The organism is Caballeronia sordidicola, assembly GCF_001544455.2.
Classification (GTDB): domain Bacteria; phylum Pseudomonadota; class Gammaproteobacteria; order Burkholderiales; family Burkholderiaceae; genus Caballeronia; species Caballeronia sordidicola.
In genome coordinates this window covers 1-17,387 of the sequence record NZ_FCOC02000014.1, presented here as the reverse complement: position 1 = coordinate 17,387, position 17,387 = coordinate 1, and the positions used below count along the sequence as shown (strand labels likewise).

Annotated in this window: 16 protein-coding genes; 14 read left to right on the top strand and 2 right to left on the bottom strand. The window is 57.5% G+C overall.

The window, feature by feature from the left end:
* Nucleotides 1-132: 132 nt before the first annotated feature.
* The 5 genes from AWB64_RS20540 to AWB64_RS20520 all read left to right on the top strand — a co-directional run bounded on the left by AWB64_RS20540 (nucleotide 133) and on the right by AWB64_RS20520 (nucleotide 5,207).
* A complete protein-coding gene (locus tag AWB64_RS20540) occupies nucleotides 133-507 on the top strand; it encodes a response regulator transcription factor (protein WP_244164130.1) in 375 nt (124 codons plus the stop codon).
* Between the two features lie 66 nt (nucleotides 508-573).
* Nucleotides 574-1,203: a response regulator transcription factor gene (locus AWB64_RS20535; RefSeq protein WP_060857399.1), complete on the top strand. Its 630-nt coding sequence runs from the start codon at nucleotides 574-576 to the stop codon at nucleotides 1,201-1,203.
* Between the two features lie 192 nt (nucleotides 1,204-1,395).
* Nucleotides 1,396-2,505 carry a sensor histidine kinase gene (locus tag AWB64_RS20530; protein ID WP_060857272.1) on the top strand — a complete coding sequence of 370 codons (1,110 nt, stop codon included), beginning with the start codon at nucleotides 1,396-1,398 and terminating at the stop codon, nucleotides 2,503-2,505.
* Nucleotides 2,506-2,722: 217 nt separating this feature from the next.
* Nucleotides 2,723-3,109 carry a BON domain-containing protein gene (locus AWB64_RS20525; RefSeq protein WP_060857271.1) on the top strand — a complete coding sequence of 129 codons (387 nt, stop codon included), beginning with the start codon at nucleotides 2,723-2,725 and terminating at the stop codon, nucleotides 3,107-3,109.
* 340 nt (nucleotides 3,110-3,449) lie between these two features.
* Nucleotides 3,450-5,207: a cytochrome c biogenesis protein DipZ gene (locus AWB64_RS20520; protein ID WP_060857270.1), complete on the top strand. Its 1,758-nt coding sequence runs from the start codon at nucleotides 3,450-3,452 to the stop codon at nucleotides 5,205-5,207.
* Between the two features lie 203 nt (nucleotides 5,208-5,410).
* Here AWB64_RS20520 and AWB64_RS20515 read toward each other — a convergent pair whose 3' ends face one another.
* Nucleotides 5,411-6,682, bottom strand: a complete 1,272-nt coding sequence (locus AWB64_RS20515) for an epoxide hydrolase family protein (RefSeq protein ID WP_060857269.1) — start codon at nucleotides 6,680-6,682, stop codon at nucleotides 5,411-5,413.
* Here AWB64_RS20515 and AWB64_RS31645 point away from each other — a divergent pair.
* The 8 genes from AWB64_RS31645 to AWB64_RS20475 all read left to right on the top strand — a co-directional run bounded on the left by AWB64_RS31645 (nucleotide 6,681) and on the right by AWB64_RS20475 (nucleotide 15,094).
* Nucleotides 6,681-7,025 carry a hypothetical protein gene (locus AWB64_RS31645; RefSeq protein WP_060857268.1) on the top strand — a complete coding sequence of 115 codons (345 nt, stop codon included), beginning with the start codon at nucleotides 6,681-6,683 and terminating at the stop codon, nucleotides 7,023-7,025. The genes AWB64_RS20515 and AWB64_RS31645 overlap by 2 nt on opposite strands.
* Nucleotides 7,026-7,397: 372 nt before the next feature.
* A complete protein-coding gene (locus AWB64_RS20505) occupies nucleotides 7,398-8,666 on the top strand; it encodes a condensation domain-containing protein (RefSeq protein WP_060857267.1) in 1,269 nt (422 codons plus the stop codon).
* Between the two features lie 245 nt (nucleotides 8,667-8,911).
* Nucleotides 8,912-9,226 (top strand): DUF4148 domain-containing protein, encoded by a 315-nt coding sequence (locus AWB64_RS20500; RefSeq protein WP_060857266.1) that lies wholly within the window; start codon nucleotides 8,912-8,914, stop codon nucleotides 9,224-9,226.
* Nucleotides 9,227-9,390: 164 nt separating this feature from the next.
* Nucleotides 9,391-10,431 (top strand): alpha/beta fold hydrolase, encoded by a 1,041-nt coding sequence (locus tag AWB64_RS20495; RefSeq protein ID WP_060857265.1) that lies wholly within the window; start codon nucleotides 9,391-9,393, stop codon nucleotides 10,429-10,431.
* A 17-nt stretch (nucleotides 10,432-10,448) separates the two neighbouring features.
* Nucleotides 10,449-10,958, top strand: coding sequence for a cytochrome P460 family protein (locus AWB64_RS20490; protein WP_060857264.1), 510 nt, complete (start codon nucleotides 10,449-10,451; stop codon nucleotides 10,956-10,958).
* Between the two features lie 173 nt (nucleotides 10,959-11,131).
* On the top strand, nucleotides 11,132-11,845 hold the full coding sequence (locus AWB64_RS20485; RefSeq protein WP_060857263.1) for a (2Fe-2S)-binding protein: 714 nt from the start codon (nucleotides 11,132-11,134) through the stop codon (nucleotides 11,843-11,845).
* Complete coding sequence (locus tag AWB64_RS20480) at nucleotides 11,845-12,861, top strand: FAD binding domain-containing protein (protein ID WP_060857262.1); 1,017 nt, start codon at nucleotides 11,845-11,847, stop codon at nucleotides 12,859-12,861. Before AWB64_RS20485 ends, AWB64_RS20480 begins: the two co-directional genes overlap by 1 nt.
* Nucleotide 12,862: 1 nt before the next feature.
* Nucleotides 12,863-15,094, top strand: coding sequence for a xanthine dehydrogenase family protein molybdopterin-binding subunit (locus AWB64_RS20475; protein WP_060857261.1), 2,232 nt, complete (start codon nucleotides 12,863-12,865; stop codon nucleotides 15,092-15,094).
* 98 nt (nucleotides 15,095-15,192) lie between these two features.
* Here the strand turns inward: AWB64_RS20475 and AWB64_RS20470 are convergent, their stop codons facing one another.
* On the bottom strand, nucleotides 15,193-16,155 hold the full coding sequence (locus AWB64_RS20470; RefSeq protein WP_082850570.1) for a LysR family transcriptional regulator: 963 nt from the start codon (nucleotides 16,153-16,155) through the stop codon (nucleotides 15,193-15,195).
* 143 nt (nucleotides 16,156-16,298) lie between these two features.
* Here AWB64_RS20470 and AWB64_RS20465 point away from each other — a divergent pair, with 143 nt between their 5' ends.
* A complete protein-coding gene (locus AWB64_RS20465; RefSeq protein WP_060857398.1) occupies nucleotides 16,299-17,246 on the top strand; it encodes a LysR family transcriptional regulator in 948 nt (315 codons plus the stop codon).
* Nucleotides 17,247-17,387 lie beyond the last annotated feature (141 nt).

Sequence of the window (17,387 nt, the reverse complement as noted above, 5' to 3'; positions counted from 1 at the left end):
TATCCCTGTCCCCCTACAAAGGTGCATGCTTCATGCTGGCGCGCGTCCGGCCTCGGGGAGCAGTCGGACATCTGACGGCGATCTTTTTGCGGGGGCGCTGGTACTGAATAACCAGCATGTCATGGGGAATCTATGATGGTGTTGCGGTCGCTCGTGTCGGTTGTGGACGATGACGAATCCGTGCGTGAGTCGCTGCCCGATTTGCTGAACGAATTAGGTTTCGCCGCGCAGACGTATGCATCGGCAGAGGCCTTTCTCGCTTCGGACAAGGTTGACGTGACGGGTTGCCTGATTCTCGATATAGCAATGCCAGGAATGTCTGGCCCGGAGTTGGTGCACGAACTTAATCACCTGAAGAAGCGGGTTCCCGTTATATTCATCACCGCGCACGGAGATGGAAAAACCGGTTCGGAATTAATAGGGGCGGGGGTCGTAGCATGTCTGTTGAAACCTTTCAGTGAGAGCGCCTTGCTTGAAGCACTGCATGCGGCGTTCGGGGAGCATTGAATGCACGACGTCGCCGAGCGCATACTTGTTTCTGCTAGTAACCTGTGCATATCGAGCTCGCAGATCATGGAGAAGCCCGTTCCAGTTATATTTATAGTCGACGACGATATCTCCGTTCGCGAGTCTCTGGAATTGCTTGTTTCCAGCGTCGGGTGGCAGCCGAGAACCTTCGCTTCTGCGCAGACGTTTCTCGACCATCCGCTTGTTTGCGTGCCAAACTGCCTGGTGCTCGACGTGTCCTTGCCCGACCTGAATGGTCTGGATCTACAGAGACTAATCAGTGGAAAACGCGCCGGTACGCCCATTATTTTTATAACCGGCAACGGCGATGTGCCCATGACGGTCCAGGCCATGAAAGCCGGAGCAGTCGACTTCCTGACCAAGCCGTTCAGCGACGAGGCTTTAATAAACGCTATCACCCACGCTATTGAATGCAGTGCGATGGCGCTTGCAGACGAAGCGCAATTGTGTGAGCTACGCGAAGGCTACGAGTCGCTCACCCCGCGAGAGCGCGAAGTCATGGCATTTGTCGTTGCGGGCCGATTGAACAAGCAAGTGGGTGGCGAACTGGGCATCAGCGAAATTACCGTAAAAGCTCATCGCGGCAACGTCATGCGAAAGATGAAAGCCGCGTCGCTGCCGGAGCTGGTCATCATGGCCGCGAAGCTACATCTGCCGGTCGAGTCAAAGCGCTGAGACTTGATTTGTCCATCGGCTCATTCGAGCATGCGGGTCATAGCCGCGAGACAAAAGCGGTGCGAGCTCCGACCAATACTTAAGTATCGACCGACACCATCGTCCAATAGAAGGCATTTCTTTATCGCGCTCTAATTTGCGGCGTCGACTATGTGCATTTTGTCGCGTCCTGCTTTTCAAATGGAGCTGCCGATGCTGAATACATTGCCTTTTGCGAGATTGCTATTTTACGTGCTGTCGGCTATCGCGGTGCTGGGTCAGGCGTGTGCGATGGTTGCAATGTCGTTGCTGCCAGACATTCCCGCAGTCGTCTGGATGGCTTTGGCTACGGTTCTTCAGTTGATGGTTATCGGCCTGTTCGCTTCCTATATTGACGGACTAATTGGCCGTTCAATTGCATGTCTCACCGAAGCTGCCGGTCATCCGGTTACTGACCACGCTGTCCGGGACTTGCCGGAGAAAGGCCCCAGAGAAATGGTGCAGGCGATTCGGGCTTTCAAGACCCTCAATGAACGGCTAGTCCGCGGTACGGCCGAGCGCATCGAGGTCCTCGCCGCAATTTCGCATGATCTGCAGACGCCGATCACCCGAATGCGCCTGCGTGCCGAAATGCTGGAAAGCAAGCAGGAAAGCACCAGGCTTTTACAGGACCTGGACACCATGCACGCGCTGGTCAAGGAGGGCGTGACCTATGCACGCACGCTTCATGGCACCACGGAGCCGCCGTCTCGCATTGACTTGCGCGCTCTGCTTGAAAGCATTGTTTCAGATTATGAGGACTCCGGAGATCATGTCTCACTGGAGTCGCGCATTGAAGAACCGGTCATTACGCTACCTAACGCGTTTCGCAGGATACTGGCAAACCTCGTCGATAACGCGTTGAAGTTCGGCAGCGCGGTGCGCATTCACGCGCGCAAGGGGTCATCCGGGCTTGTGATTTCGGTGTTGGACAACGGTCCGGGGATTCGGCCGGATCAACTGGAAAACGTGTTCAGGCCTTTCTATCGCGGTGAGTTGCGCGGAGACCGGGACGTTGTGGGATCAGGTCTTGGGCTTGCAATTGCTCGCCAGCTTGCGATAGCCATGAATGCGGATTTGCGGCTATATAACCGCAATGAAGGAGGGCTCGAAGCGCGGCTGACCATGAACTACTCACCCGGTGTTGAGGGATCAGTTGCGCTATCTCATGTTACTGACGGATACCGGGCTGGAGGATTTTGCCCGGGACGTGCGGTTTCCGCGATGGGTAGTAGTCAAGGCGCAGCTGACCTCACGGGCCTCCTGCTGTCGTCCAGACGGTAATAAAAGATATGCGCGGGACGAATGAGCAGATGCGGAGCCGTCAGACGGTACATTTCGATACGTTGCGGACATACCCAGGATACATCCTATGTTTCTAATTGCTATACGGCGTCGAGCAGGTTCACGCCCGACGTAGTGCTCGCTCGCGAAAATAGCAGCGACAGTATGGTTTCCATCGATCACGCGATTTTTTTCAGACTAAGCCAAGGATCAAATCATGAAACTTCGACAACTCGTTGTGAGCAGCGGCTTTACCATCGCTGTTGCGGCTTTTGCATATGCGCCTGCATTCGCGGCGGACTCGGCGGCTGGCGGGTCGGACAGTACCTCAGCGGTCAGCGCGCAGGAAACCCCGACCAGGAAATCAGTTCGGGTAGCTAATCGTGCATTTTCAAAGACCGTTCAAAAAGCCATTTTCAAGACCAGGGGCCTCGAGCAAGCAACGATTTCCGTCTTCGGCAATGCGAAGACGGGACACGTGACGCTGGCTGGCCAGATCACAAGCGAGGACCAGGATGGTCTGGCTGTCGATGCAGCGAAGCAGGTTCCGGGCGTAACGTCGGTGAACAGCAAGCTGACGCTGCGCGAGCAAGGCGGAAGCTAAAGCGGTGCGCCGGCCGGTTTGCGGCAATGCCACCGCTGTATTGAAACGGACAGACGTAGTGTGGCTTATGTCTGCTTCCTGGCGGGGATGCCCTTCCTGTCGCAACCGGCTCAGATACGTTCGGATACGGAGCATGCGTGTGGACGCCGGACAAGCGACGTGGTGGTTTGTATCGTATATGTCGCGGACCGCAATGGATACATTGGATTGCGCAATGACCGGCTACTGAAATCTACCCGATACACGAGAGTGCCGGAATACGGCACATGACTTGACGCATCGTTGTGCGTGACGTTCGATGCCGGTCTGACCAACCGTCTACTGTGTGGATACTGATCTCATGCTACTGATCATCATTGCGTTTGCGGGCGGTGTGTTCACTGTCCTGAGCCCGTGCATTCTGCCTGTCGTCCCGTTCGTATTCGCACGCTCCGACAAGCCATTCGCGACGGGCCGCTTGCCGTTTCTTCTCGGCCTTGCAGGCACGTTTGCGCTTGTGACAGGCCTCGGCACAGCCGGTCTGAGCGGGGCTGCGCAATTCAGCGAGTATGGGCGCTGGATTGCGCTGGCACTGTTTACGGTGTTCGGCGTGTCACTGTTGTTTCCCGAGAGTACGGCGAATCTGTCACGCCCATTGTCAGACCTTGCCGAGCGCTTCGTTTCGCGCTCGCAGAACGATGGCGCGACACGCCGGATCGGTTCCGCTATCTCGCTTGGCGCCGCGACCGGCCTGCTATGGGCGCCCTGTGCCGGACCCATTCTCGGACTGATCCTGACCAGTGCGGCTTTGCATGGTGCAACCTGGCAGACCGCGGTGGCGCTTGTTGCCTATGCCGGAGGCGCAGCCTGCTCGCTGGCAGTGGTGTCCGGGCTTGGCAAGCGTTCGCTGGATATGCTCAAGCGTTCTTTCGGCTTCGGCGAGGGTCTGCGCCGTGCAATGGGCGCGTTGGTGCTGCTCGCCGTTGGCGCGATCTCATTGGGCGTCGACACACGGATTCTCGCGTATATTCCATCCGGGTCAACGACTGTCATCGAGGCGAGGTTGGTCAGCCTCGTCGAAACGAGAAAGCTGGCAGGCAAAGGGCCGCAAGCGGCCCGGATGATGCGGGTGTCAATGGACGCCGCGCTGCCGGTTCAGGGACACCTGCCATCGCTTGACGGCGCGGCGACGTGGCTTAACAGCACACCGCTTTCGACCGACGCATTGCGCGGCAAGGTCATCGTAATCAACTTCTGGACGTACTCGTGCATCAATTGCCTGCGCACCTTGCCATATCTGAAGACGTGGGCGCAGCGCTACCGCGACGACGGCCTGGTGGTGATCGGCGTACATACTCCGGAGTTTGGTTTCGAGCACGATACCGGCAATGTCAAACGTGCGCTGGCCGATCTGAACATTCATTATCCGGTGGCCATCGACAACGACTACACCATCTGGCGTGCGTTCAACAACCAGTACTGGCCAGCCTTCTATATTGCCGACGCGCAGGGCCGCATCAGGTATCACCATTTCGGCGAAGGCGACTACAGCGAAGCGGAAGACGCACTCCGGCAACTTCTGGCCGAAAACGGGAGGCGGATGCGCGGTGACGGCCCTCAGCCGCCGGTGCAGGCGACGGGCGCGCAAGCCGCCGCCAATCCGACGGACGTTGGCTCGGGCGAGACCTACGTCGGCTACCGGGAGGCGCAAGGCTTCGCGTCGCCACAGCGCGTTAAGCCCGATACCGAGACCGCTTACACGTTACCCGCGCAACTGCCGCTCAACAACTGGGCGCTCGCTGGGCAGTGGAATATCGGTGCGGAATCTGCCGTGCCAGGCGCGCTGAACGGGCGCATCGCCTACCGCTTTCATGCGCGCGATCTGCACCTGGTGCTGGGGCCGGCTGCGCAAGGCAAGCCGGTGCGCTTTCGCATTACTGTGGACGGTGCATCTCCGGGCGAAGCGCACGGTGCTGACGTTACGAGCGAGGGCGCAGGTGTTGTGACGAGCGCGCGTCTGTATCAACTCGTGCGCCAACCGGGCCCGGTGCACGACCGTACGTTCGAGATCGAATTTCTCGATCCGGGCGTGCACGTGTTCAGCTTTACATTTGGTTGATCGCGAGCGATCGGACTCCCGCTGCCGATGCTTATCCGCAAACAGCAAATGGCATGGATCAACTTAGGCCAACGCTTCGCTGGATCGGTGACTCAGTGCGTCGGCCATACTCGCCGCGGCCGCACTCACCGCACTCACTTACGGCGACGATATGAAAACGCCGCGGCGATCCTGGCGTTCGATCGCCGCGACCACCCGATCGCCTAACGCAACGGGCGCATTGCCGCGCGGACCTCGGTCGCGAATAACTGCGGCTCTTCCCACGCAGCAAAATGACCGCCCTTGTCGACTTCGTTGAAATAGATCAGATTGTGATACGCACGCTCGGTCCAGCTCCGCGGCGCCTGATAAATCTCTCCGGGGAAGATCGTCACGGCAGCCGGCAAGGATATGTCGACAGCATTGAAGTTGTTGGAATGATCTTCCCAGTAGATTTGCGCGGCTGACGTGGCGCTGTTGGTCAGCCAGTAGAGCGATATGTCGTCGAGAATTTCGTCGCGCGTGAGCGAGCGTTCAGGTACACCGCCGCTATAGGTCCACTGGGAGATCTTGTCATACATCCATGCGGCTTGACCCACGGGTGAATCGGCAAGCGCATACCCGACGGTCTGCGGTCGCGTCACCATCATGGCGGAGTAGCCGCAATTATCCCGATAGAAAACGTTCAGTGAATCATATGCGGCTTTCTCTTTCGGCGACAAGCTTGCCGGCGCGGGTTCCCCAAGAGCGAGCAGTGTCGCGATATCCGGCGGGACGGTTGCAGGCATGTTGACGTGAATGCCAATCAGGCCTTTCACTTTCTGCATTGCCATGCGATGCGAAATCACCGATCCGCAGTCGCCGCCTTGCGATACGAAACGCGTATAGCCAAGCCGGACCATCAACTCGCCCCATGCGCGCGCGATGCGATTCGAGTCCCATCCGGCGGTCTTCGGCTGTTCCGAGAAACCGAAGCCGGGCAGGGAAGGAACGACAATGTGGAACGCGTCGCCGGCGCTTGCGCCATATGCCGTGGGATCGGTAAGCGGAGCGATGACCTTGATGAGTTCGAAGATGGAGCCCGGCCAGCCATGGGTCATGATCAGTGGCAAAGCCTTGTCGTGGCGTGAGCGCACATGAATGAACTGAATATCCAGTCCGTCGATTTCGGTCGTGAACATCGGTAGCGCGTTCAGCTTCGCTTCGCCTTTGCGCCAGTCGTAATCGGTACCCCAGTATTTCACGAGCGCCTGCATTCTCGCGAGCCGCACACCTTGCGACTCGTCGTTGACCGTCTCTTTGCCGGGCCAGCGCGTGCTCGCGATACGCCGGCGCAAATCGTCGAGATCGGATTGCGGCACCTTGGCCTTGAACGGGTGGATCGTGATGTCGCCGGTAGCAGCGAACACGGATCCGGGAATCAGCCCCATGGCACTTGCGGCGGCTGAAGCGGCAAGGAGATGGCGGCGGCCGGGAGAAAACGGTGTTGATGGCATGGTTGATATCCAGGAGCGAGGGAAAGCTGGCGCGTTAATGACGGCGCGCCAGAAGATGTATGGGGAGGACGTGCTGCGACTAACGACGAGAGGTATCGTTCGTGCTGATCGTCTGGTCGGCCTGTTCAGCGCGAAGAGTCTGGACGCTCTGGCCACGTTGAGAAGACGGCGCGCCGATGAGCGGGTTGTAGCGAGGCGCTGGGCCGTAGCCGCTGTCCGCGAAAGCAGGCGACACGACAGCGGCGCTGGCGCAGAGGAGTGCGGCGATCAGGAAATTCTTGAACATAACGAATCCTCCAAATATATCGGTTTCCTAAATAAAACACCAAATTCGCCGGAATAGCCGGAACACGACTGCGTATGGTGAGGAACGCTCAAGTATTTCGATCCAGATTCCGTCGCTGGATGCATTAGGCCCGGATGAGGTATCTGGCTTATGTCACAGGAACCCGCTATTGCAATGCTCTGTACCGGTTAGATCGTTGTACACATTGAGAGACACATTCGTCAGCGCGTTTCGCAATGTATTGGGTTGGTGAGTGGATACATAGCGTTTCAAAAACACCTGTTGCCCGACATGAGGGATATACGCACCGCACCTGTAATACCGGCCTGGGCCGTACCACCAACACGTCCGCGGCGCCGGTGTTCATCAATATCAGACGTCGGCCCAGCGTAGGTGCATCGGAGCACATAACCTATCGGGAGTCAGAGAGTGAAAGACCAACAGAAGGACATCGAGGACATTCAGTCGAGCAAACACACGCGCATGCGTAGTCTCGGGAGTACGGAACATCTGTTCTGGTTGCTCGATCAGAATCGGCCGACGCATTTCGCCATGGTCGCCGAAGTCGATCGAAGCTTTCCGCCGCAAGCATGGCATGCGGCTTTCCGCTCTGTGCAACGACGGCATCCATTGCTTTCGACTTTCATCGGCGTGGATGCGCAGGGAAATACGGGCTTCCATGGCGCGACCGACGCAACGGTTCCGTTGCGCGTGATCGAGCGTGAGCCGGATACATGGCGGCGGGAAGTTGCCCGCGAAATTGCTACGCCGTTCGACTGGTCGGTTGCGCCGTTGTGGCGCGCGACCTTGTTGCAAGGCGCGCATGCGTCAACACTGATTCTTGTCGTGCATCATTCAGTGCTCGACGGCATGGGAAGTGCCTATCTGATTCAAGATCTGCTGCTCGCGCTCTCGGGAGAAGCTCTGGCGCCGCTGGGACTAGTGGAGTCGCTCGAAACCTTGCTGGAAAGCCAAATGAACTCAGCGGCGGTTCTGCCCGCCGCGGCACCAGCGCTATCGCCGAGATCATTTCGTCCGGGCGCGGAAGATGTACCGCAAATCGACGCGCTTGCGTTTCCCGCAGAGTTCACTCGCCGGCTCATCGCGCGCGCACGTGCCGAGCAAACCACCGTGCACGGCGCCATTGCCGCTGCTGTCCACGAAGCTGGCCGCCGTCTGTCGCGCGAGTGGCGCTCGCGTCCACTTCGTACCGTAACGCCAGTTGATGTGCGTCATCTTGCGAGCGAAGTCGGCACATCCAGTGGGGTCTACATCACTCAAACGATCACCGTCGACGATCACCCGCCCGGTGCACCCTTGTGGATTGCCGCGCGCAAAATCAAGCGAGATCTTGTGCCTGCGCAAACGCCCACCCAGGCAGCGGCGGAACTAAAGGCTCTCGATGCGGCCATGTCAGTCAAGCCGAGTGTTCAGCACGCGGCAAGCTTTCTGTCGACTGTGCTGGCTTTCGACGTGTTGCTGTCGAACCTGGGAAATCAACCGGTTGCATCCGCCTACGGCGATATCACGCTTGAGGCGTTATGGGGGCCGTTCGTGACCTCCGGTTTCGCCGATGACCAGGTTATCGGCGTATGCACAACCGGGGGCGTCCTGCGTCTGACTCATACAAGCTATGCCGCCATACCCGGACTGCTAAGCGAAATCCGGACAATTATCGAGGCGGCCGTCAACGCGTGATGCTGGTCGTACTGCTGCGGCAGTTGTTCATAGCGACCGCACTCAGATTAAGCCGTCGTTCTCGGGGCATCTTCGTATCCCAATGTGTCCATGTCGCCGGGCGTTACATAAGGTTGCAACGATGCGCATTGCAGACATAAGCCAGATACGTCATTCCTGTCCAATACGCTCACGCCAACTGTTCTGGCATCTAACCCAAACGCAAACGGGCGTTTGTGGAATGATATTTTCTCGAGGTGGATATCATGAAAGCTATTCAATCGCTTGTTGTTGCCGCTGCTGTTGCATTGCCCGCAATTTCCTTCGCTCAGTCGAACCAGGCGCTTACCCGCGCGGACGCCCACGCACAGTTGGTTGAGTTGCAGCAAGCCGGATACAACCCCGCCAGCGACCAGACACGATACCCCGAGAACATCGAAGCCGCCCAGGTGCGTGTGGACGCTCAGAAGGGCTGGGCGTCCTCATACGGATCATCGACTGCCGGCACGTCCGCGTCCGGTTCTGCGCGCCGGGGTGAAACGGACATAATCGGTCTGGGCCCGATCTACGCCAATCCGTGACTGGAACGTTCGGTTCAAGCGTGGATGCGGAGTCGGCGAATTCTCCTTTGCGCCTGCATCGCTCGACCGAGAGCAGATTCCAGGATTTCTGGCGTCGAGGACAGGTCATGTTTTTCCTCGCGCCTGCAGCCGTTTCAAAGCCTCTTAAATAAGGAAAGCTAAACATGTCCGATGAGATCAATATGCGGCGACGTCGTTTGCTCGGTACGACGGTTGCCGGTATCAGCCTGACGGAATTGGGGTTGGGCGGCTTCGCGCATGCCGAGTCGAGTGCTGTTGCGTCCGGATCAAGCACTGCCTCGTTCGAAAACCTGCGGCAGATCAATGCGGGCACGCTCAACGTGGGCTTCGCGCAAGCCGGGCCGCAAAACGGGCCTGTCGTGATCCTGCTACATGGCTGGCCCTACGATATTCATAGCTACGCCGAAGTCGCACCGTTACTTGTTGCGGCTGGGTATCGCGTCATCGTGCCGTATCTCAGGGGCTACGGGTCCACACGATTCCTGTCCACAGACACGCCCCGAAACGGCCAGCAAGCGGTTATCGCGGTAGACGTAATCAACCTGATGGATGCGCTCAAGGTCGATCAAGCGATCTTCGGCGGCTTTGACTGGGGTGCGCGCACGGCGAATATCATTGCCGCGTTGTGGCCAGAGCGATGCAAGGCTTTGGTGTCGGTGAGCGGTTATCTGATCGGCAGCCAGGACGCCAATAAAGCGCCGCTGCCGCCTAAGGCGGAGCTCGCATGGTGGTATCAGTTTTATTTTGCCACGGATCGCGGCCACGCCGGCTACGACGCGAACCGCCACGATTTCAACAAGCTGATCTGGCATACGGCGTCTCCCAAATGGAATTTCGACGATGCGACCTACGAGCGCTCGGCTGCATCGTTCAATAATCCTGACCATGTCGCGATCGTGATTCACAACTACCGGTGGCGTCTGGGACTTGTCACGGGCGAAGCGAAATACGACGAGTTGGAAAAGCGGCTGGCGTTGGCGCCGCCCATTACGGTTCCGACCATCACGGTGGAAGGCGACGCCAACGGCGCACCGCATCCTGAGCCGTCGGCATATGCCAAAAAATTTACGGGCAAGTATGCGCACCGGAACATCAGCGGCGGTATTGGCCATAACCTGCCGCAGGAAGCGCCGAAGGCATTCGCAGACGCGATTATCGATGTTGCGCGTTTCCAATCCAGCTAACCGGGAACACGAAAGAAATGCAAAGGATCAGGACTGTATGTGTCATGCTTTCTGGGGCTCTTTTGCTGGGCACGCTGGCCGATCACGCTTCGGCGCAGGCTGCGAAATCGGCTCCGTCTCCGATTTACGGGGTCACCATTCCGGATGGTTATCGAGGGTGGCAAATGATCGCGCCGGCAGAGGAAGCTGCGCCGCTCGACGAACTGCGCGTTGTATTGGGCAACCCAGTCGCCATCAAGGCTATCGAGAACTCGACGCTGCCATATCCTGACGGAACCATCTTGGTCAAGCTCGCATACAAGCGCAAGCAGTCGCCGGAGTTTCAATCGGCAACGATTCCCGGCACGCCCACGACGGTGCAGGTGATGGTGAAGGACTCACGCCGCTACGCGTCGACGGGCGGTTGGGGCTACGGCCGTTTTATCGATGGACAGCCGGTCGATGCGGCGCAACATCAGACCTGCTTTGCCTGCCATGCAGCCAAGGTAAAGGACCGCGACTATGTTTTCACGCGTTTTGCGCCGTAATGCTGAGGCCGCGGTTCTATTGAGGGCGCGGTTGTAGTCGTCACGACCGATCGTGGTCGACAGTTTTGCTTAAAACGGTATTAACCGCCGGGCGTTGGTTGCGGGTATCTGGCACGGGTACATTAGGTGAACCCGGCTTACTGTGAGCCGGGGTATCGACCATCGGCGAACTCATGGCCCATCAGAAACACGATTCCGTGCCTCATTCCAACCAGAAGGAGCCGGATCAACCGCAAAGTCCGGCCGAGAGCGTCGCAGAAAATCAGCAACCAATTGCGTCGAGACGGCGCTTTCTGCAGTCTGTTGGCGCATCCGGGGTTGCGGTAGCGGGTAACCGTTGGGCGGTCGCGGACGCAGCGGCGCAGTCGCCAACTACGCCGATAATGGAAGCGCAGCCTGCGCCCTCATCGAATGAAACCGTTCAACTAATAGTCAATGGTGTGCGGCGGCGCCTGAGCGTCGCGCCGAATGCGATTTTGCTCGACGTCCTGCGCGATCAATTGCAATTGACAGGCACGAAGAAGGGCTGCGACCACGGTCAGTGCGGCGCATGCACCGTCCACGTCAATGGAATAGCCGTGAACTCGTGCCTGTCCCTTGCCATGATGCACGATGGAGACGAAGTCTTCACCGTAGAGGGCCTTGAGAAGAACGGCCGTCTGCATCCCGTACAGCAGGCCTTCTGGGAACACGACGCCTATCAGTGCGGCTATTGCACTGCCGGCCAGATGATGAGTGCAATTGCAGTACTTCGCGACGCGCGAATTCCTTCTGACGACCATTCCGTGCGCGATGCGATGAGCGGCAATATTTGTCGCTGTGGCGCGTATCAAAACATTCTTGCAGCAATCCAGTGGGCCCGAACGAAAAGCGGGGGGACTGCCTGATGCGCACCTTCGACTATTTTCGCGCCGACTCTGTCGAGCGTGCACTTCTGGCCCGCACGCAAACGGATGCCGTCTACCTCGCCGGCGGCACGACGCTTCTCGATCTCATGAAGCTGGACGTGATGCGTCCAGCGCGCGTGGTCGACATTCACAAGCTGCGCCTGGATCGCATCGAGCGGCTAAACGATGGACGCGTTCGCGTGGGCGCGATGGTGACGAACACGAATCTTGCGCGCGATGACGTCATCCGCGCCGCATACCCGGTGCTTTTGGAAGCGCTGTTGTCCGGCGCCAGCACGCAATTGCGTAACAAGGCAACCACCGCCGGCAATATCATGCAACGCGTACGCTGCGGCTATTTCCGTGACGGCATCTCGCCTTGTAACAAGCGCTCCCCAGGGGCGGGGTGCGCTGCCGTCGGCGGTCAAAACCGCAACGTGCATGCAGTTCTCGGTGGTAGTGAAAACTGTTTCGCGGCGCATCCGTCCGACATGTGCGTTGCAATGGCCGCCATCGGCGCCACCATCCACGTGCAGGGCGTTCGAGGGGTCCGTGAAATCGACTTTCTTGATTTTCACCTCCTTCCTGGCAATACGCCATGGAAAGAACACGCGCTCGCCGAAGGCGAAATGATCACGCATGTCACGCTCGATGCACCCATTGCAGGCAGCCGCTCCGCCTATCTCAAGCTGCGTGATCGGGCGTCGTATCAATTCGCGCTGGCATCTTGCGCGGCGATCCTGACCTTCGAAGGCCAAACAATCACCAACGCCCGTCTTGCCCTTGGCGGTGTCGGGACACGGCCCTGGCGGGCGCTCGCCGCCGAACGTTTGCTCATCGGCCAGAGAGCCAGCACCGACGTCTTCACTCAAGCGGCCGCTACTGCACTTGACGGAGCGCGCTCCTTCGGTCAGAACGGGTTCAAGATCGCTTTGGGCCAGCAAGCGGTTGTCCGCAATCTGACAACCATTGCGGCCAGACCACATGCTGACATCGACGAGAACGGGAGGGCCTGACGTGAGCCAGCAAGTTATAGGTCAATCGGTAAAGCGAGTCGATGGAAGGCTCAAAGTCACCGGGGCGGCTCGTTACACCGCTGATCAAAGCATGCCCGGACTGGTCTACGCGTACGGTGTTTTCAGCACCATTGCAAGCGGACGCGTCCTGCGCATTGACACTGCCGCAGCTCGACGCGTATCTGGTGTCATCGATGTTCTTCACCATGACAATTTTCCAATGCTGTATCGGCCGCCCCGCAGCGCTATCGCGCCCGCCACAATCCTGACTTCAACGATCACCGACGAAAGCAGGACGCCGTTCGAGGACGCGACCGTCAACTATGCGGGCCAGTTCGTTGCGCTTGTAATCGCCGACACGTTCGAACATGCGCGTGAAGCGGCATATAAAGTCAACGTGACATACGCGACCAACAAGGCTGCAGCGACGCTGGACCAGGGCGTCGAAATGAATGGTACGCGAGATGGCGGTCGCGGGCACAGCCGCGGCACGCCCGAGGCCGCGTTCGACAATGCATTGCATAAGATCGATGTCACCTACAGGACACCTGTCGAAACACACAACCCCATGGAGATGCACGCAACGGTGGCGCACTGGGACGGTGACCACCTCTTTATTTATGAGGCGTCGCAGGGCGTAACGGTGCATCGCAATACGATTGCGTCGGTTTTTGGCCTCACGCCCGAGCGGGTAACCGTCGAAGCGCCATTTATTGGTTCGGGCTTTGGCAGCAAGCTTTTCATGTGGCCAAACTCTGTCGCCGCGAGTGCCGCCGCGCGCGTTGTGGGACGTCCAGTCAAACTGATCGTGCCACGCGCGCAGATGTTCACAACAACGGGCCATCGGCCGGAGACGCTTCAGCGCCTGAGATTGTCCGCCGACGCGAACGGAAAACTTACATCGCTTCGCCACGAGTCGATCAACACCACCTCGATGACGGATGCTTTCACTGAGAACTGCGGGGGAGTCTCCCGCAATCTCTATTCATGTCCGAACGTGCTCGTCAGCCATCACATCACGCAAGTCAACCGGGGCTCCCCGACCTCCATGCGTGCGCCCGGCGCAGCACCAGGCTTATTCGCACTGGAATCGGCGATCGATGAACTGGCTCTTGCATCGAACATCGATCCAATGGAGTTTCGTCTGCAAAATATCTCGGCGGTCGATGAAGTTGCTAATCTCCCGTGGTCGAGCAATCACTTGCATGAAGCAATCGTGACGGCATCCGAGCGCTTTGGCTGGGCTAAGCGAAATCCTGCCATCGGGTCCATGCGCGATAGTCACGAGATCATTGGTTACGGTATGGCGGCATGCAATTGGGATGCTTATCGCACAGCCGCGGAGGCGCGAGTGCAACTACGCAACGACGGCACGGTGCTCGTGACGTGCGCCATCCAGGATATTGGAACGGGAACATACACCATTGCGGCGCAAGTAGTTGCAAACATAACAGGTGTGCCATTCGAACGTATTCAGGTCCGGCTTGGCGACTCGTCGTTTCCCGCCGCTCCAATGTCCGGCGGTTCGTGGGCAACCGCAAGCGTGACGCCTGCTATCGCCGAGGCGACCCGTAATGCCATTGCCCGGCTGAAATCGTTCGCGGTAGCCGACAAGGCCTTTTTTGCGGGAGCGAAAACAGATGATCTGCGCTTTGAGGAAGGGCGTCTGACCGACGGCAAGCGTTCCCTGGATTTTGCTGCGGTTCTCAAAGGCCAGCGCTTGGCGAATGCGGAAGGTTTTGCGAGAACGTCGGCAGCATCCGTTGGAAAAGTGTCGTTCAAGTCTTTTGGCGTGCATTTCGTGGAGATCCGCTGGGATCCGGGTATCTCTCGACTTCGGGTGGCGCGGGTCGTCAGCGCGCTCGACGTGGGCCGTGTCATCAATCCTTTGACAGCACGCAATCAGGTGGAGGGCGCAATTGTGATGGGCATTGGCATGGCTTTGTTTGAAGCTACGGAATACGACACGCGCACCGGGGTTCCGGCGAATAACAATTACGCCGAGTACGCCGTGCCCGTGCATGCGGATCAACCAGACATTGACATCATCCTGCTCGATTACCCCGACCTGCAGCTCAACGAACTCGGCGCGCGAGGCATCGGCGAAATCGGGACGACGGGATTAGCCGCGGCAGTCGCGAACGGTGTGTACCATGCAACCGGCAAGCGAATCCGCGAACTCCCGATTCTGAAAGAGAAGCTGATGGACACCGCTTTTCCAATTTCCGGTTGAGCAGAGAATGCTAACGCTTTTGCGTCCAACGATCGAAAGTCAAACGCATGTGCTCACCAACGCATTTACATCTATCGTAATTGAACGACAAAGTTGACTTATACCTCGACAATCGCCTTGGGAATCCGCAACACATCCTCACCAGGACAATTCGAAGTTGAATTGAAGAATGACGACATGTCCTCACGTGCTACAAAATCAATGAACCGGCGTACCCTTGCAGGCAGGCGCTCCCGCTGTGGATAAAACATAAAGATGCCCATGCGGCTAGACGAGTATCCGGGCAATAAGCTGATCAACTCACCCGAGCGAATGTGCTCGGAGACGAGGTAGGTCGGCAGCTGTCCAATTCCCATGCCTGCACGTACCGCGCTCACCTCAACATCCACATCGTTAAACGTGGCAATCGCCGAAACATGCCGCGATAGCACTTGCGAGCCAACGGTAAATTCCCATGGCACGGTTCGGCCACTGTTAGGCTGACGAAATCCAGTGCAGCGATGCTTGTCAAGTTCGTCGATACTCGTGGGAGCACCATACCGTTCTACATAGCGGCGCGACGCGCAGGTCAACAGTTCCAGCGGTGCTAGCGGCCTTGAGATAAGCACGCCGTCGGGCTGGGATCCAGCGCGAAAACCGATGTCGATTTTCTGCCCGACCAAGTCCGTGAAGCAGTCTTCCAGTACAGTATCGAACCCCACGTTCGGATGATTTTCCTGGAACTTCAGCATGAGTGGGACAAGAAGATGGCTGCCGATTGAACGGGGTGCAGCTATGCGGATAGAGCCTCGCAACGCGTCCTTCGCGTACATTGTCCTGTCCATCGCATCGTCGAGCAGTTGCAGTCCCTTCTCGGCAAGTTCATACAACCGCTCGCCTTCAGCAGTAAGACTGACTCTGCGCGTCGTTCGATGAAACAGGCGCAGGCCAAGATGCTTTTCAAGCTGGGCGACTGCACGACTGATCGCAGGCGTCGACGTTCCTGTTTCTATGGCTGCACGACTAAAATTTCGTGCTCTGGCCACGCTCAGAAAAATATTCAGCGCCCTGGTCGTATCCATGTCGGCCACCTTGTCCCAATGCTCGCTAGAGCGCAATCAATGAGACTATTACTCCATATCGATACTGGTAACATGCCTCGACACGATGTGCTATGAAGAGCCACTTCAAAGTGGACTCTAAATTTGCGAAGAAGGGAGCATCAATGCAACAAAGTCAACTCGACGGGATCATGACATTCATTGCTGTGGCCCAAGAGAAAAGCTTTTCGACTGCGGCTGTTCGATTAGGTGTCTCGCCTTCGGCAGTGAGCCAAACCGTACGAAATCTCGAGCGCAGGATAGGCATGGCTTTGTTTAACAGGAATACGCGAGGCGTCGGATTAACGGAGGCGGGACAACAGTATTTCGAACAAGTATTGCCGGCGATCAACATGTTGTCGCTTGCTACGGACGAGCTTGGCGCGCTTTCGGGAAAACCAATGGGAATGCTGAGGCTTAACGTTGCTCGTGCCGGCTACATGACAATACTTCAACCGGTGCTACGGCGCTTTCTTGACCAGTTCCCCGACATAAGGGTGGAAATTTTTATTGATGGATCGCTCGCGGACATAATAGGGCGAGGAATTGATGCCGGAATTCGATTTGGCAATCTGGTTCAGAAAGACATGGTCGCCGTGCATGTCGGTCCAGCAATCTCCGCTTACATCGTGGCGTCACCTGAATATCTATTGAGGAAAGGTGTTCCGACTCATCCTCGAGAATTGATTGACCATGACTGTATTGGCTTCAGGCAAATCACATCGGGTCAAGTCGAACGATGGTCGTTCACCCGCAATGGGGAAACCATTGAGATTGCGCCAAACAGTAAGTTGGTCGTGAATGACTCGGCAATGCTTGTCCAATGTGCGCTGGATGGGATCGGCATTGCTTATATGATCAATGGGTATATTGAAGGCCTCCTTGAGGCTGGACGGCTCGTACGCATCATTCCGGAGTGGAGTCCAACGCTGCCTGGCTTTACGCTTTATTATCCCGACCGTCGTTCGGTCGCACCGAAACTTCGGGCTTTCATTGACTTTTTGCGTAGCCAGGCAGACGTTGAAGATCGTCGGAACCAAGAGTGGCTGGTGGAGGTCCGGAAGTCTTCTTGATGCACGATGCTGGTTAAGCTTAAGCCGGCCGAAAGCGGACATTACAACTTAGCTGCTACATAGTAATGTCGAGGCTAAGTTCAGATGTCGGGGTTCAAACTTTTTAGAGATGTCGGGTTTTGACTTTATCAATCTCTGTTT

Bases quoted from the DNA above. Each gene is read 5' to 3' on its own strand.
- AWB64_RS20540 (WP_244164130.1), top strand. From the start codon at position 133: ATGATGGTGTTGCGGTCGCTCGTGTCGGTTGTGGACGATGACGAATCC.
- AWB64_RS20535 (WP_060857399.1), top strand. From the start codon at position 574: ATGGAGAAGCCCGTTCCAGTTATATTTATAGTCGACGACGATATCTCC.
- AWB64_RS20530 (WP_060857272.1), top strand. From the start codon at position 1,396: ATGCTGAATACATTGCCTTTTGCGAGATTGCTATTTTACGTGCTGTCG.
- AWB64_RS20525 (WP_060857271.1), top strand. From the start codon at position 2,723: ATGAAACTTCGACAACTCGTTGTGAGCAGCGGCTTTACCATCGCTGTT.
- AWB64_RS20520 (WP_060857270.1), top strand. From the start codon at position 3,450: ATGCTACTGATCATCATTGCGTTTGCGGGCGGTGTGTTCACTGTCCTG.
- AWB64_RS31645 (WP_060857268.1), top strand. From the start codon at position 6,681: ATGGTTGATATCCAGGAGCGAGGGAAAGCTGGCGCGTTAATGACGGCG.
- AWB64_RS20515 (WP_060857269.1), bottom strand. From the start codon at position 6,682: ATGCCATCAACACCGTTTTCTCCCGGCCGCCGCCATCTCCTTGCCGCT.
- AWB64_RS20500 (WP_060857266.1), top strand. From the start codon at position 8,912: ATGAAAGCTATTCAATCGCTTGTTGTTGCCGCTGCTGTTGCATTGCCC.
- AWB64_RS20495 (WP_060857265.1), top strand. From the start codon at position 9,391: ATGTCCGATGAGATCAATATGCGGCGACGTCGTTTGCTCGGTACGACG.
- AWB64_RS20490 (WP_060857264.1), top strand. From the start codon at position 10,449: ATGCAAAGGATCAGGACTGTATGTGTCATGCTTTCTGGGGCTCTTTTG.
- AWB64_RS20485 (WP_060857263.1), top strand. From the start codon at position 11,132: ATGGCCCATCAGAAACACGATTCCGTGCCTCATTCCAACCAGAAGGAG.
- AWB64_RS20480 (WP_060857262.1), top strand. From the start codon at position 11,845: ATGCGCACCTTCGACTATTTTCGCGCCGACTCTGTCGAGCGTGCACTT.
- AWB64_RS20470 (WP_082850570.1), bottom strand. From the start codon at position 16,155: ATGGATACGACCAGGGCGCTGAATATTTTTCTGAGCGTGGCCAGAGCA.
- AWB64_RS20465 (WP_060857398.1), top strand. From the start codon at position 16,299: ATGCAACAAAGTCAACTCGACGGGATCATGACATTCATTGCTGTGGCC.